Below are 12,485 nucleotides of genomic sequence, written 5' to 3'. Positions count from 1 at the left end.
AATGTAAATCTTCTTCGCCAAGCATGCCGATGCTCTGTCTCCGCCGGATACATGCGCTCCTTTAATATAACGAATGAGAAGCATCATAAGTTTCAAAAAAATACGAGTAAATAAAAGGAAAAATATCCATTTACATTAAATTTACGCACACTTCATGTTTTAGTGGATGAAGAAGGTTTTGTAAATCACTCAGTATTACTTTACTTTTTTCATCTATTCGTGTCAAAGTAATTATAAAGAAAAGGAAGAATCACCTAGGCTTTTCGACTCATTTACCCAAATTTATACAAAATTCGATCCATGCTTCTTTTATTGTGACTCAACCTCCATTAATCCATGTACCTCCCTAAAAAAACAGTTTTACACAAAAAAAGCTTGATTTCCCCTACTGATGTGCGGTGTGATAAAGAGGTAGAACTTGAACACAACACTTATATGTTCATGACAAAAAAATCAGGCTGGAGGACATCACATGAAGATGAACAAACAAATCAACACTTTTGAAAAGAGATTTTCAGAAGATGTAGTCACTATCATTGCTGTTACAGGACCTTCTGGCGTAGGGGCAGGAAAAGCAGGACAGGCACCTCTTTGGACCGCTTCTATTCCACTGATTGCTTGGAAAGAAAACGGCCGTATCATAACCGAAAATGTAAGACTTTGCTGGTTAACAGATGACGAGGGATTAAGGGAAAAACAGGCACAATTACATAAAGAATCAATCGTTACACTTCAGGTTCAAAAAGGCGAAGGTGAATTCATGCTTGTATCTTTGATTGATACAGATACACAGGATCAAGCGCTTCAAGAAATTTTAGAAGAAGCCCAAATGCCTGTGTATTATCATGATGACATACTTGGAACCTTTGAGTTAGTAAAAGGACTAGACTTATTTGAAAAAACCATCCAATGGAGCAATGAAGAGTGCCTTCTCTACTTTAACCTCGAAGAAGATGAAAAAATAAATGACTCTCTTCGAACAGCAAACCACCTCATGCAAGAACAGGCCAAATGGGATTCTTCTATTAAATCATTTGCCGCGAATCAGCTGATAGATCTAGCAAAGGATTGGCAGGAACAAGACGAATCAGCTGAAGAGCAAGAAGAACTCACAATGAATCAATTTATAAGCCGCATTTCACTTGAAAGCCTGCATGTTTACCCTGAGGGAGAGTTTGAAGTCTACTATCATGACGGTGATTTATTTTGGGGGCATGTCATTATTGTCACAGGAAATATAAATGGCACATTTCATGATGCACATATTGCAGGCTAAAGGCTGGAGGAATAACCCATGGAAATCAAAGCTTTTCAAGAATTAAATCTAATCGGGAAAACGCCAGCCATCGCCAAAATTGGCGGCTTCCGTCCTGATCCAGCTGTACACAGCTGGTTTGCAGGTCATTTTTTCATCGATCCTAATCAAGGCTGGCCGATAGATCAAGATGGAGCCATGATTCCGATTTTACAAATTTATTTACCAGAAGTGCCAGGAGGAATGAACGGCTTCAATGAATGTAAGCTGATTCAAATTTTTCTTAATCAGAATACACTTCCGATTGATCTCACCAAAAACGGCGAAGGCTGGAAGCTCATTGAATATTCATCAATCGAAGGTTTAGAAGTAGCTGAAACTCCTGAAGAAGTGAGAGGGCTCAAAGCTTTTCAAATCCAATGGAACAAAAGTGAGCAAAGGGACTTCCCTTGCTGGGAAGAGGCATGGTCATATGTGGACCTAACAGAAGTAAACGAAAGTGAAGAAGCGACAGACCACTTCTTTAATCAATACACAAATTATTCGTTCACAAAAATCGGTGGATATGGGGCGTATATTCAATCCCCGCCCCATCAACAACAAGGCGAATTCATGCTCCAAATCGCCTCAGAAGAAAAACCTCGTTTCATGATTGGTGATAACGGCACGATGTATTTCTATTATGACCAAGAATCAAAAGAATGGTTTATGCACTGGGATTGTTTTTAATGTTTATTGAATGAAACCTCGCCTTCTCCTAAACGTAATGAGTAACAATGAAAGGAGGCAGCAAAATGGGATTCATTCTAGACATCTTTTCACTTGCTGTGTATATTCCTTTTCTACAAGTGGATGAAGAGGAGATCTCGAGGAACGCAGCACATCTCAAAAAATATAGCTGGTTTCAAACACTATTACATGAACAAACTTGCAGGGAGCTCATCATTTATGATCCCGATGTTCGACGTGTCATAGGCAGGTTTAAAACGGAGAAACTCCATAAGAAGCGATACAACTTAAGATGCGAACGTAAATTACTGCAAGCATTACAACGCGCATTCTAAACTGACAACAAGAGCCGCACTTTCCTGTGGCTCTTGTTTTATTAATAGAATCGTTCCTTTTGAAGAAAACATTTGACGCCTGGACAACTCTCCCCGTATATTATGTATAAATCCATCTTTTTCAAAGAAAAGGGGGCCTCACATGCGCTTGTTTAAGAACTGGAGAAAAAAGCAGCCTGCACAGCAAATCACTTCAGAAAAGCAAGAAGACAGCATCCCAGTCAACTTCTCCACACTTCCCTTTGGCACAGACACCGTCGATGATTTTTTGTTCAACCTAGACCTGACCTCCAAGCTCACAGATCCCTATAAAGAAACAGATACGAACAAGCTTACCTAGATCTTCGTAAATCCTCATCCAATACTGGATGATTTTTTTTTATACTCAATGAAAGGTGTATCCAATGAAAACATATTATATCGTCAGACACTGCCAAGCAGATGGACAATCTAAAGCTGCAGCTTTAACCCCACAAGGCATCACTCAATCTCATGAACTGACACAGTTTTTTTCCAGCATTCATCTCAATCAAATTATCTCAAGTCCTTATAAACGAGCGATCCAAACTACTGAGCCCCTTGCTCATGCAAAACAGCTCGAGATAAAAATCGATCAGCGCCTCTCTGAACGTGTATTAAGCAGCAAACCAATAGACGATTGGTATGAGAAACTAAAGCTCAGTTTTACAGACTTACATATGACCTGTGAAGGCGGAGAATCGAGCCAAGAAGCCATTAATCGTATTGTAGAAGCACTCCACGAACAAATAAAATTAGAAAAAGATCATACCCTATTCGTCACACATGGCAATATCATGAGCCTGCTTCTTAAACACGCTGATCCAACGATTGGATTCGAGGAGTGGAAGAAACTAAGCAATCCAGATGTCTATATTCTGAAATATTTTAGTCCAGATCATATAGAAACAAAGCGAATATGGCATTAAAAAACGGCAGAATGAACTCTGCCGTTTTCTCATCTATTGCTGATAATAAAATGCCTCTACCCACTCATACGGTTTCTTACGCTCCGCACACCATGTCATAAAGCCTCTTGTCTCCGTCTGCTGAAACGCCATCCAGTCCTTTAAAAGCTGGCCATAATAGACGGCTTGTTTTTGAACATTGGTACGAATTCTTTTATTTTGAATCAGCATCATAACATTTTCAATCCCTTGAATTCTCTCTTGATCCTTCTCATAGGTGCTTAAATAAAGATCTTCATGTATATGGTGAAACGAATACCACAAGGCCGATAAATAGATTTCACAAATTTGAACAATCACACGCTGTTCCTTGCTGCCCCCAAGCTCTAGTGCCTTCAATAAATGAGGCAGCCCTTCTCCCTGATGTACAAACAAACCTTGCCAGCGATACGGTCTTACATCCAATGGGTCAACTTTCTCCCACGTTTGAAAAACAGGCTGGATCACCTCATTTACCAGCGGATACACAAGCAGATGATGATCATCCTCAAACCGTTCAATCCACTGAAACAGCCAAGCAGCAAATTCACGCTGTTCTTCAAAATCGTTCTCCTTCATCTCTTCAATAAAGGACTGAAGAAAGTTTAGCGCATCTTTACGCAGACCCTGTTCTTTTCTCACACAGTACTGTCTAAAAAGAGGATAATCATTTACTCCCTCGTCTTGAATGATAGCCTGTAATATCGTCTTCGTTTGCATGATCACAACGCCGCCTCTTACATCCATTCTTTTCTATGTTCATGAATAAATTGAATGTCTTTTTGATAATGTTCAAGATATCCTTCTTGAATCATGTTTTGAAAAGCGATATCACCCTCACACGCTTGTCGTTTCATATACTGACATAACCCTTCTAAACGAAGCAGCACCATATCCAAATAATCTTCTGCTATTTCCTCGCCATAAGATTCAAAAAACAGTTTGACTCTATGCTTTATCTGGTCTGCATGGTCTAATGAAAGATAATTCACGACCTCCCCTGTTTCAGTGCGAAAAAATCTACTGAGAGGCACACATGTATAAAGGGTATATGCGATATCCCAAAGCCTTGGACCAGGAGCAGCTACATCAAAATCAATAATCCCTACTGGTTTTTTATCCTTGAAAATGATGTTGTACATCGCAAAATCATTATGGCAAACAACCTCTATGTTGTTAGGCGTATTGTCCATTCGTTCCCAATCATCTGAAATGGAGAAGTCCTGAACAGCATCATGATAAAGCCTTAACATGCTCGCTATTTCTTTTAAAACATCGTGAGTACACATGTATTCTTTTAAAGGATCATGACCTGCCACGCCATCAATAAAGGACAATACCTCTCTACCTTGTTCATCAACCCCTAAAAACTTTGGAGCATAGGAGAAATTCTTTTTTTCTAAATGCTTTAGCAGCTTTCGTATATTGATATTGTCTGACTTTACTTCTCGACGAACCGTATCTCCAGAACGAAATACGTTCGAGACATTGCCACCTGTCAATAACTCCTCATGATCATTTTGTTTTTTCATAAATTCTCCCCTCAAACTGGGTCACCATGTTGATGTCAGCTAAAGATGTGTATGTACCCACAAATATTCATTTAGTTACTCAAAGGTAGTACAACTGTTTTATGTGAATGTGCTGCTCCATTTTGTTTCCTTACATGGTTAAATGTATCTTATCAAATGTTGCAAATCATCTAAAGATTATTCTGCCAAAAGAAGTACATACTCATTATTTTCTAATAGGTTCCTATTTTTTATCTAAATAACTCATTTAAACCACAAAAAAACGTTTTACCACGAGGGTGAAACGTTAGGTTCATGGAAAAACCAATCATGAAAATTTTAAAAGATACCGGTGGCCGGGGTCGAACCAGCACTCCGTGATAAATTATTCTAAAAAGGCAAGGTATACCCTCTTAAAGTAAAGCACCTGTTAATGAAAAGAATTAAAGTTCTTCCTGATATATTTCTGATTTTATCGGCTTTAAACTCAAAGGTATTTTAAACTCATGAATACTTTCAATATGATTAAAAAAATGATCGATATCGTCATAATCCATTGACCATTCTTCTACCACCTTTAACTTTTTTAACTCGCTTGTTGGTTTAAATAAAAATTCACAGTGTAGTTGTTCCATGTGAGAATAATCATCTTCTTCATAAACTGTAAACTGACGTACAAAGTCAAAATGAAATAGTTCCTCTCCTGTAAAATCATAGACACCACACTGAAATAAAATTTCTTTATCTTCTTCGCCCTCAACTGTCTCCTTTGAAAAAGCCTTAAATGTTTCCCAAACCTTTTTTATATCATCGTTATCTTCACTAATGCTATCTTTAAGATAACTTTCAGCATTTTTAACCGTAATCATTACAACACCTCTTGTGTACAATTTATCCAATCCTTCTTCAATTATCCTGCCCCTTTAGTTTAATAATAAGACAACCATCAATAAAGTAAAAGTTAATCTCCTTAATATGTTCCTCTTAGCTAATTCACCCTTTCAGCAGTGAACGCGATTTGAAGTAATTTTGTCGTATGAAGAAGCAGCTAAAAAACAAATAAAAAACGCCCTCCTACAATTTGTAGAAAGACGTTTTAAACGTTGATATTCCTTAATTCTTCTGTAATTGACGACAATAAAGAATATCTAAAACTAGATACCGGTGGCCGGGGTCGAACCGGCACTCCGTGAGGAACACGATTTTGAGTCGTGCGCGTCTGCCAATTCCGCCACACCGGCATGATCATTAAAGAGCGCATCTTATATTAAAAAACATGGTGCCGAGGGCCGGACTTGAACCGGCACGGTAGTCACCTACCGCAGGATTTTAAGTCCTGTGTGTCTGCCAATTCCACCACCCCGGCAGTCTTTTCAAAAAAGGCGACACCCGGATTTGAACCGGGGATAAAGGTTTTGCAGACCTCTGCCTTACCACTTGGCTATGCCGCCATTATTGGAGCGGAAGACGGGATTCGAACCCGCGACCCCCACCTTGGCAAGGTGGTGTTCTACCACTGAACTACTTCCGCACATCAACTGGGCTAGCTGGATTCGAACCAACGCATGACGGAGTCAAAGTCCGTTGCCTTACCGCTTGGCTATAGCCCAATAATAAAATGGGGCGATTGATGGGAATCGAACCCACGAGTGCCAGAGCCACAATCTGGTGCGTTAACCACTTCGCCACAACCGCCATAGATGTTATGAATCATATTAAGAAAATTGGCAGGGGCAGTAGGAATCGAACCCACACCGGAGGTTTTGGAGACCTCTGTTCTACCTTTAAACTATGCCCCTATGAAAATAAAAAATGGTGGAGGGGGGCGGATTCGAACCGCCGAACCCGGAGGGAGCGGATTTACAGTCCGCCGCGTTTAGCCACTTCGCTACCCCTCCACTTTTGAAAAACAGTGCCGGCAAGAGGACTTGAACCCCCAACCTACTGATTACAAGTCAGTTGCTCTACCAGTTGAGCTACACCGGCAAATAGTGGTGGCTCGGGACGGAATCGAACCGCCGACACACGGATTTTCAGTCCGTTGCTCTACCAACTGAGCTACCGAGCCAAGTATTCTTTTGAAAAATGGCGGTCCGGACGGGACTCGAACCCGCGACCTCCTGCGTGACAGGCAGGCATTCTAACCAACTGAACTACCGGACCATTTTGGTTGCGGGGGCAGGATTTGAACCTGCGACCTTCGGGTTATGAGCCCGACGAGCTACCGAACTGCTCCACCCCGCGACGATATAAAAGATATGGTGGAGGATGACGGGCTCGAACCGCCGACCCTCTGCTTGTAAGGCAGATGCTCTCCCAGCTGAGCTAATCCTCCGAATAAAAAATGCTGGTGTATATTCTATAAAAATGGTGACCCGTACGGGATTCGAACCCGTGTTACCGCCGTGAAAGGGCGGTGTCTTAACCGCTTGACCAACGGGCCCTTTATTATGTAAATTGTGGCGGAGAGCAAGGGATTCGAACCCTTGAGACGGGGTTACCGCCTACACGATTTCCAATCGTGCTCCTTCGGCCACTCGGACAGCTCTCCAAATTGGCTCCGCAGGTAGGATTCGAACCTACGACCGATCGGTTAACAGCCGATAGCTCTACCACTGAGCTACTGCGGAATGAAGAAAGCCTGGCGATGTCCTACTCTCACAGGGGGAAACCCCCAACTACCATCGGCGCTGAAGAGCTTAACTTCCGTGTTCGGCATGGGAACGGGTGTGACCTCTTCGCCATCATCACCAGACAATTTAGTGACAAAAGATATTATACTATGTATTGAAAATAAATCAAGAGATATTTTAAAAATGTTCTCTCAAAACTAGATAACAATGTTCATGCTTCACATTAGAATATAGGTTAAGTCCTCGATCTATTAGTATCTGTCAGCTCCACGTGTCACCACGCTTCCACCTCAGACCTATCAACCTGATCATCTTTCAGGGATCTTACTTCCTTGCGGAATGGGAAATCTCATCTTGAGGGGGGCTTCATGCTTAGATGCTTTCAGCACTTATCCCGTCCGCACATAGCTACCCAGCGATGCCCTTGGCAGAACAACTGGTACACCAGCGGTGCGTCCATCCCGGTCCTCTCGTACTAAGGACAGCTCCTCTCAAATTTCCTGCGCCCGCGACGGATAGGGACCGAACTGTCTCACGACGTTCTGAACCCAGCTCGCGTACCGCTTTAATGGGCGAACAGCCCAACCCTTGGGACCGACTACAGCCCCAGGATGCGATGAGCCGACATCGAGGTGCCAAACCTCCCCGTCGATGTGGACTCTTGGGGGAGATAAGCCTGTTATCCCCGGGGTAGCTTTTATCCGTTGAGCGATGGCCCTTCCATGCGGAACCACCGGATCACTAAGCCCGACTTTCGTCCCTGCTCGACTTGTAGGTCTCGCAGTCAAGCTCCCTTGTGCCTTTACACTCTGCGAATGATTTCCAACCATTCTGAGGGAACCTTTGGGCGCCTCCGTTACATTTTAGGAGGCGACCGCCCCAGTCAAACTGCCCACCTGACACTGTCTCCCTGCCCGATAAGGGCAGCGGGTTAGAAGGTCAATACAGCCAGGGTAGTATCCCACCGATGCCTCCACCGAAGCTAGCGCTCCGGTTTCCAAGGCTCCTACCTATCCTGTACAAGCTGTACCAACATTCAATATCAGGCTGCAGTAAAGCTCCACGGGGTCTTTCCGTCCTGTCGCGGGTAACCTGCATCTTCACAGGTACTATAATTTCACCGAGTCTCTCGTTGAGACAGTGCCCAGATCGTTGCGCCTTTCGTGCGGGTCGGAACTTACCCGACAAGGAATTTCGCTACCTTAGGACCGTTATAGTTACGGCCGCCGTTTACTGGGGCTTCAATTCGCACCTTCGCTTACGCTAAGCGCTCCTCTTAACCTTCCAGCACCGGGCAGGCGTCAGCCCCTATACTTCGCCTTACGGCTTCGCAGAGACCTGTGTTTTTGCTAAACAGTCGCCTGGGCCTATTCACTGCGGCTTCTCGGGGCTTTAACACCCTAAGAAGCACCCCTTCTCCCGAAGTTACGGGGTCATTTTGCCGAGTTCCTTAACGAGAGTTCTCTCGATCACCTTAGGATTCTCTCCTCGCCTACCTGTGTCGGTTTGCGGTACGGGCACCTCTCACCTCGCTAGAGGCTTTTCTTGGCAGTGTGGAATCAGGAACTTCGCTACTAAATTTCGCTCGCCATCACAGCTCAGCCTTTACGGGAAACGGATTTGCCTATTTCCCAGCCTAACTGCTTGGACGCGGATATCCAATACCGCGCTTACCCTATCCTCCTGCGTCCCCCCATTGCTCAAATGGTGAGGAGGTGGTACAGGAATATCAACCTGTTGTCCATCGCCTACGCCTTTCGGCCTCGGCTTAGGTCCCGACTAACCCTGAGCGGACGAGCCTTCCTCAGGAAACCTTAGGCATTCGGTGGACGGGATTCTCACCCGTCTTTCGCTACTCATACCGGCATTCTCACTTCTAAGCGCTCCACCAGTCCTTCCGGTCTGGCTTCACAGCCCTTAGAACGCTCTCCTACCACTGTTCGTAAGAACAGTCCGCAGCTTCGGTGATACGTTTAGCCCCGGTACATTTTCGGCGCAGAGTCACTCGACCAGTGAGCTATTACGCACTCTTTAAATGGTGGCTGCTTCTAAGCCAACATCCTGGTTGTCTAAGCAACTCCACATCCTTTTCCACTTAACGTATACTTTGGGACCTTAGCTGGCGGTCTGGGCTGTTTCCCTTTCGACTACGGATCTTATCACTCGCAGTCTGACTCCCAAGGATAAGTCATCGGCATTCGGAGTTTGACTGAATTCGGTAACCCGGTAGGGGCCCCTAGTCCAATCAGTGCTCTACCTCCGAGACTCTTACCTTGAGGCTAGCCCTAAAGCTATTTCGGAGAGAACCAGCTATCTCCAGGTTCGATTGGCATTTCACCCCTACCCACACCTCATCCCCGCACTTTTCAACGTGCGTGGGTTCGGGCCTCCATTCAGTGTTACCTGAACTTCACCCTGGACATGGGTAGATCACCTGGTTTCGGGTCTACGACCACGTACTCATGCGCCCTATTCAGACTCGCTTTCGCTGCGGCTCCGCATCTTCTGCTTAACCTTGCACGGGATCGTAACTCGCCGGTTCATTCTACAAAAGGCACGCCATCACCCGTTAACGGGCTCTGACTACTTGTAGGCACACGGTTTCAGGATCTATTTCACTCCCCTTCCGGGGTGCTTTTCACCTTTCCCTCACGGTACTGGTTCACTATCGGTCACTAGGGAGTATTTAGCCTTGGGAGATGGTCCTCCCGGATTCCGACGGAATTTCACGTGTTCCGCCGTACTCAGGATCCACTCTGGAGAGAACGACATTTCAGTTACAGGGCTGTTACCTTCTTTGGCGGGCCTTTCCAGACCTCTTCGCTTATATCATTCCTTTGTAACTCCGTATAGAGTGTCCTACAACCCCAAGAGGCAAGCCTCTTGGTTTGGGCTGTTCCCGTTTCGCTCGCCGCTACTCAGGGAATCGCATTTGCTTTCTCTTCCTCCGGGTACTTAGATGTTTCAGTTCCCCGGGTATGCCTTCTCATACTCTATGTATTCAAGTATGGATACTACTCCATTACGAGCAGTGGGTTTCCCCATTCGGAAATCTCCGGATCAAAGCTTGCTTACAGCTCCCCGAAGCATATCGGTGTTCGTCCCGTCCTTCATCGGCTCCTAGTGCCAAGGCATCCACCGTGCGCCCTTTCTAACTTAACCATTTCTTACTTTAGAAAGAATCACTATGTGTGATGAACTTTGCATTGCATTCAATGTGAATGTATTACTTATTGTTATCTAGTTTTCAAAGAACAATCCTGTCTCGCTAGAGACATGTTTTGAAGGAATGATCCTTCAAAACTAAACAAGACGAAAACGTACGCTGCTCCATATATCCTTAGAAAGGAGGTGATCCAGCCGCACCTTCCGATACGGCTACCTTGTTACGACTTCACCCCAATCATCTGCCCCACCTTCGGCGGCTGGCTCCATAAAGGTTACCTCACCGACTTCGGGTGTTGCAAACTCTCGTGGTGTGACGGGCGGTGTGTACAAGGCCCGGGAACGTATTCACCGCGGCATGCTGATCCGCGATTACTAGCGATTCCAGCTTCACGCAGTCGAGTTGCAGACTGCGATCCGAACTGAGAACAGATTTATGGGATTGGCTAAACCTTGCGGTCTTGCAGCCCTTTGTTCTGTCCATTGTAGCACGTGTGTAGCCCAGGTCATAAGGGGCATGATGATTTGACGTCATCCCCACCTTCCTCCGGTTTGTCACCGGCAGTCACCTTAGAGTGCCCAACTGAATGCTGGCAACTAAGATCAAGGGTTGCGCTCGTTGCGGGACTTAACCCAACATCTCACGACACGAGCTGACGACAACCATGCACCACCTGTCACTCTGTCCCCGAAGGGAAAGCCCTATCTCTAGGGTTGTCAGAGGATGTCAAGACCTGGTAAGGTTCTTCGCGTTGCTTCGAATTAAACCACATGCTCCACCGCTTGTGCGGGCCCCCGTCAATTCCTTTGAGTTTCAGTCTTGCGACCGTACTCCCCAGGCGGAGTGCTTAATGCGTTAGCTGCAGCACTAAGGGGCGGAAACCCCCTAACACTTAGCACTCATCGTTTACGGCGTGGACTACCAGGGTATCTAATCCTGTTCGCTCCCCACGCTTTCGCTCCTCAGCGTCAGTTACAGACCAGAGAGTCGCCTTCGCCACTGGTGTTCCTCCACATCTCTACGCATTTCACCGCTACACGTGGAATTCCACTCTCCTCTTCTGCACTCAAGTTTCCCAGTTTCCAATGACCCTCCCCGGTTGAGCCGGGGGCTTTCACATCAGACTTAAGAAACCGCCTGCGAGCCCTTTACGCCCAATAATTCCGGACAACGCTTGCCACCTACGTATTACCGCGGCTGCTGGCACGTAGTTAGCCGTGGCTTTCTGGTTAGGTACCGTCAAGGTGCGAGCAGTTACTCTCGCACTTGTTCTTCCCTAACAACAGAGCTTTACGATCCGAAAACCTTCATCACTCACGCGGCGTTGCTCCGTCAGACTTTCGTCCATTGCGGAAGATTCCCTACTGCTGCCTCCCGTAGGAGTCTGGGCCGTGTCTCAGTCCCAGTGTGGCCGATCACCCTCTCAGGTCGGCTACGCATCGTCGCCTTGGTGAGCCATTACCCCACCAACTAGCTAATGCGCCGCGGGTCCATCTGTAAGTGACAGCCGAAACCGTCTTTCATCCTTGAACCATGCGGTTCAAGGAACTATCCGGTATTAGCTCCGGTTTCCCGGAGTTATCCCAGTCTTACAGGCAGGTTACCCACGTGTTACTCACCCGTCCGCCGCTAACATCCGGGAGCAAGCTCCCTTCTGTCCGCTCGACTTGCATGTATTAGGCACGCCGCCAGCGTTCGTCCTGAGCCAGGATCAAACTCTCCGAAAAAATACAAAACCGAAGTTTTGCTTTTCGCCAGTTTGACTGACTACCTATGAAGTTTCATAGGATTTTTTTATAAAAACTCGAATTAACAGGTACGTTTTGTCTTGTTTAGTTTTCAAAGATCATCTTCGTCGTCTCTCAGAGGCGACTTTCTTAATATAACATTT

General features: G+C 45.5%; 8 protein-coding genes, 16 tRNA genes and 3 rRNA genes. 5 read left to right on the top strand and 22 right to left on the bottom strand.

Annotation, left to right across the window (positions count from 1 at the left end; all coding sequences use genetic code 11):
* The first annotated feature begins 472 nt into the window (after positions 1 to 472).
* From NSS80_RS04585 to NSS80_RS04565, 5 genes are all read left to right on the top strand, one after another.
* Entirely contained in the window at positions 473 to 1,276 is an 804-nt protein-coding gene (locus NSS80_RS04585) for a DUF2262 domain-containing protein (RefSeq protein WP_041116897.1), read from the top strand.
* Positions 1,277 to 1,294: 18 nt separating this feature from the next.
* A complete protein-coding gene (locus tag NSS80_RS04580) occupies positions 1,295 to 1,984 on the top strand; it encodes a DUF1963 domain-containing protein (protein WP_041116895.1) in 690 nt (229 codons plus the stop codon).
* Positions 1,985 to 2,049: 65 nt separating this feature from the next.
* The gene (locus NSS80_RS04575) at positions 2,050 to 2,319 is read left to right on the top strand and encodes a hypothetical protein (RefSeq protein ID WP_034282314.1); all 270 of its coding nucleotides are present in this window, start codon (positions 2,050 to 2,052) and stop codon (positions 2,317 to 2,319) included.
* A 142-nt stretch (positions 2,320 to 2,461) separates the two neighbouring features.
* Complete coding sequence (locus tag NSS80_RS04570) at positions 2,462 to 2,659, top strand: hypothetical protein (protein ID WP_034282315.1); 198 nt, start codon at positions 2,462 to 2,464, stop codon at positions 2,657 to 2,659.
* Positions 2,660 to 2,723: 64 nt separating this feature from the next.
* Positions 2,724 to 3,266 (top strand): histidine phosphatase family protein, encoded by a 543-nt coding sequence (locus NSS80_RS04565; protein WP_041116892.1) that lies wholly within the window; start codon positions 2,724 to 2,726, stop codon positions 3,264 to 3,266.
* Positions 3,267 to 3,299: 33 nt separating this feature from the next.
* Here NSS80_RS04565 and NSS80_RS04560 read toward each other — a convergent pair whose 3' ends face one another.
* The 22 genes from NSS80_RS04560 to NSS80_RS04455 form a co-directional block, all read right to left on the bottom strand.
* Positions 3,300 to 4,004 carry a hypothetical protein gene (locus tag NSS80_RS04560; protein WP_041117208.1) on the bottom strand — a complete coding sequence of 235 codons (705 nt, stop codon included), beginning with the start codon at positions 4,002 to 4,004 and terminating at the stop codon, positions 3,300 to 3,302.
* 17 nt (positions 4,005 to 4,021) lie between these two features.
* Entirely contained in the window at positions 4,022 to 4,816 is a 795-nt protein-coding gene (locus tag NSS80_RS04555; RefSeq protein ID WP_041116890.1) for a phosphotransferase, read from the bottom strand.
* 422 nt (positions 4,817 to 5,238) lie between these two features.
* Positions 5,239 to 5,664: a hypothetical protein gene (locus NSS80_RS04550; protein WP_041116888.1), complete on the bottom strand. Its 426-nt coding sequence runs from the start codon at positions 5,662 to 5,664 to the stop codon at positions 5,239 to 5,241.
* Between the two features lie 290 nt (positions 5,665 to 5,954).
* A tRNA-Leu gene (locus NSS80_RS04545) sits at positions 5,955 to 6,036 on the bottom strand.
* 36 nt (positions 6,037 to 6,072) lie between these two features.
* A tRNA-Leu gene (locus NSS80_RS04540) sits at positions 6,073 to 6,161 on the bottom strand.
* Between the two features lie 14 nt (positions 6,162 to 6,175).
* Positions 6,176 to 6,246 (bottom strand) — tRNA-Cys (locus NSS80_RS04535).
* A 5-nt stretch (positions 6,247 to 6,251) separates the two neighbouring features.
* Positions 6,252 to 6,326, bottom strand: a tRNA-Gly gene (locus NSS80_RS04530).
* Between the two features lie 7 nt (positions 6,327 to 6,333).
* Positions 6,334 to 6,405 (bottom strand) — tRNA-Gln (locus NSS80_RS04525).
* A 9-nt stretch (positions 6,406 to 6,414) separates the two neighbouring features.
* A tRNA-His gene (locus NSS80_RS04520) sits at positions 6,415 to 6,490 on the bottom strand.
* 30 nt (positions 6,491 to 6,520) lie between these two features.
* Positions 6,521 to 6,594: transfer RNA gene (locus tag NSS80_RS04515), tRNA-Trp, on the bottom strand.
* A gap of 14 nt (positions 6,595 to 6,608) precedes the next feature.
* Positions 6,609 to 6,693 (bottom strand) — tRNA-Tyr (locus NSS80_RS04510).
* A 15-nt stretch (positions 6,694 to 6,708) separates the two neighbouring features.
* Positions 6,709 to 6,781: transfer RNA gene (locus NSS80_RS04505), tRNA-Thr, on the bottom strand.
* Between the two features lie 6 nt (positions 6,782 to 6,787).
* Positions 6,788 to 6,863, bottom strand: a tRNA-Phe gene (locus tag NSS80_RS04500).
* Positions 6,864 to 6,881: 18 nt separating this feature from the next.
* Positions 6,882 to 6,958, bottom strand: a tRNA-Asp gene (locus NSS80_RS04495).
* A gap of 4 nt (positions 6,959 to 6,962) precedes the next feature.
* Positions 6,963 to 7,039 (bottom strand) — tRNA-Met (locus NSS80_RS04490).
* Between the two features lie 15 nt (positions 7,040 to 7,054).
* Positions 7,055 to 7,130 (bottom strand) — tRNA-Val (locus NSS80_RS04485).
* A gap of 33 nt (positions 7,131 to 7,163) precedes the next feature.
* Positions 7,164 to 7,238: transfer RNA gene (locus tag NSS80_RS04480), tRNA-Glu, on the bottom strand.
* A gap of 17 nt (positions 7,239 to 7,255) precedes the next feature.
* Positions 7,256 to 7,346, bottom strand: a tRNA-Ser gene (locus tag NSS80_RS04475).
* A 4-nt stretch (positions 7,347 to 7,350) separates the two neighbouring features.
* A tRNA-Asn gene (locus NSS80_RS04470) sits at positions 7,351 to 7,425 on the bottom strand.
* 9 nt (positions 7,426 to 7,434) lie between these two features.
* Positions 7,435 to 7,550, bottom strand: a 5S ribosomal RNA gene (gene rrf, locus NSS80_RS04465).
* A gap of 109 nt (positions 7,551 to 7,659) precedes the next feature.
* Positions 7,660 to 10,590: ribosomal RNA gene (locus NSS80_RS04460) — 23S ribosomal RNA — on the bottom strand.
* A gap of 182 nt (positions 10,591 to 10,772) precedes the next feature.
* Positions 10,773 to 12,321 (bottom strand): 16S ribosomal RNA (locus NSS80_RS04455).
* The 16S, 23S and 5S rRNA genes sit together here with 16 tRNA genes alongside, the layout of an rRNA operon.
* Between the last annotated feature and the right edge of the window lie 164 nt (positions 12,322 to 12,485).

The organism is Bacillus sp. FSL M8-0350 (genome assembly GCF_038593345.1).
GTDB lineage: Bacteria > Bacillota > Bacilli > Bacillales > Bacillaceae > Bacillus > Bacillus safensis.
The sequence above is the reverse complement of the archived record's forward strand: the minus strand, read 5'-3'. Positions and strand labels throughout refer to the sequence as shown.

Coding starts and splice junctions, on each gene's coding strand:
- NSS80_RS04570 (WP_034282315.1), top strand. CDS start 2,462: ATGCGCTTGTTTAAGAACTGGAGAAAAAAGCAGCCTGCACAGCAAATC.
- NSS80_RS04580 (WP_041116895.1), top strand. CDS start 1,295: ATGGAAATCAAAGCTTTTCAAGAATTAAATCTAATCGGGAAAACGCCA.
- NSS80_RS04585 (WP_041116897.1), top strand. CDS start 473: ATGAAGATGAACAAACAAATCAACACTTTTGAAAAGAGATTTTCAGAA.
- NSS80_RS04565 (WP_041116892.1), top strand. CDS start 2,724: ATGAAAACATATTATATCGTCAGACACTGCCAAGCAGATGGACAATCT.
- NSS80_RS04575 (WP_034282314.1), top strand. CDS start 2,050: ATGGGATTCATTCTAGACATCTTTTCACTTGCTGTGTATATTCCTTTT.
- NSS80_RS04560 (WP_041117208.1), bottom strand. CDS start 4,004: ATGCAAACGAAGACGATATTACAGGCTATCATTCAAGACGAGGGAGTA.
- NSS80_RS04550 (WP_041116888.1), bottom strand. CDS start 5,664: ATGATTACGGTTAAAAATGCTGAAAGTTATCTTAAAGATAGCATTAGT.
- NSS80_RS04555 (WP_041116890.1), bottom strand. CDS start 4,816: ATGAAAAAACAAAATGATCATGAGGAGTTATTGACAGGTGGCAATGTC.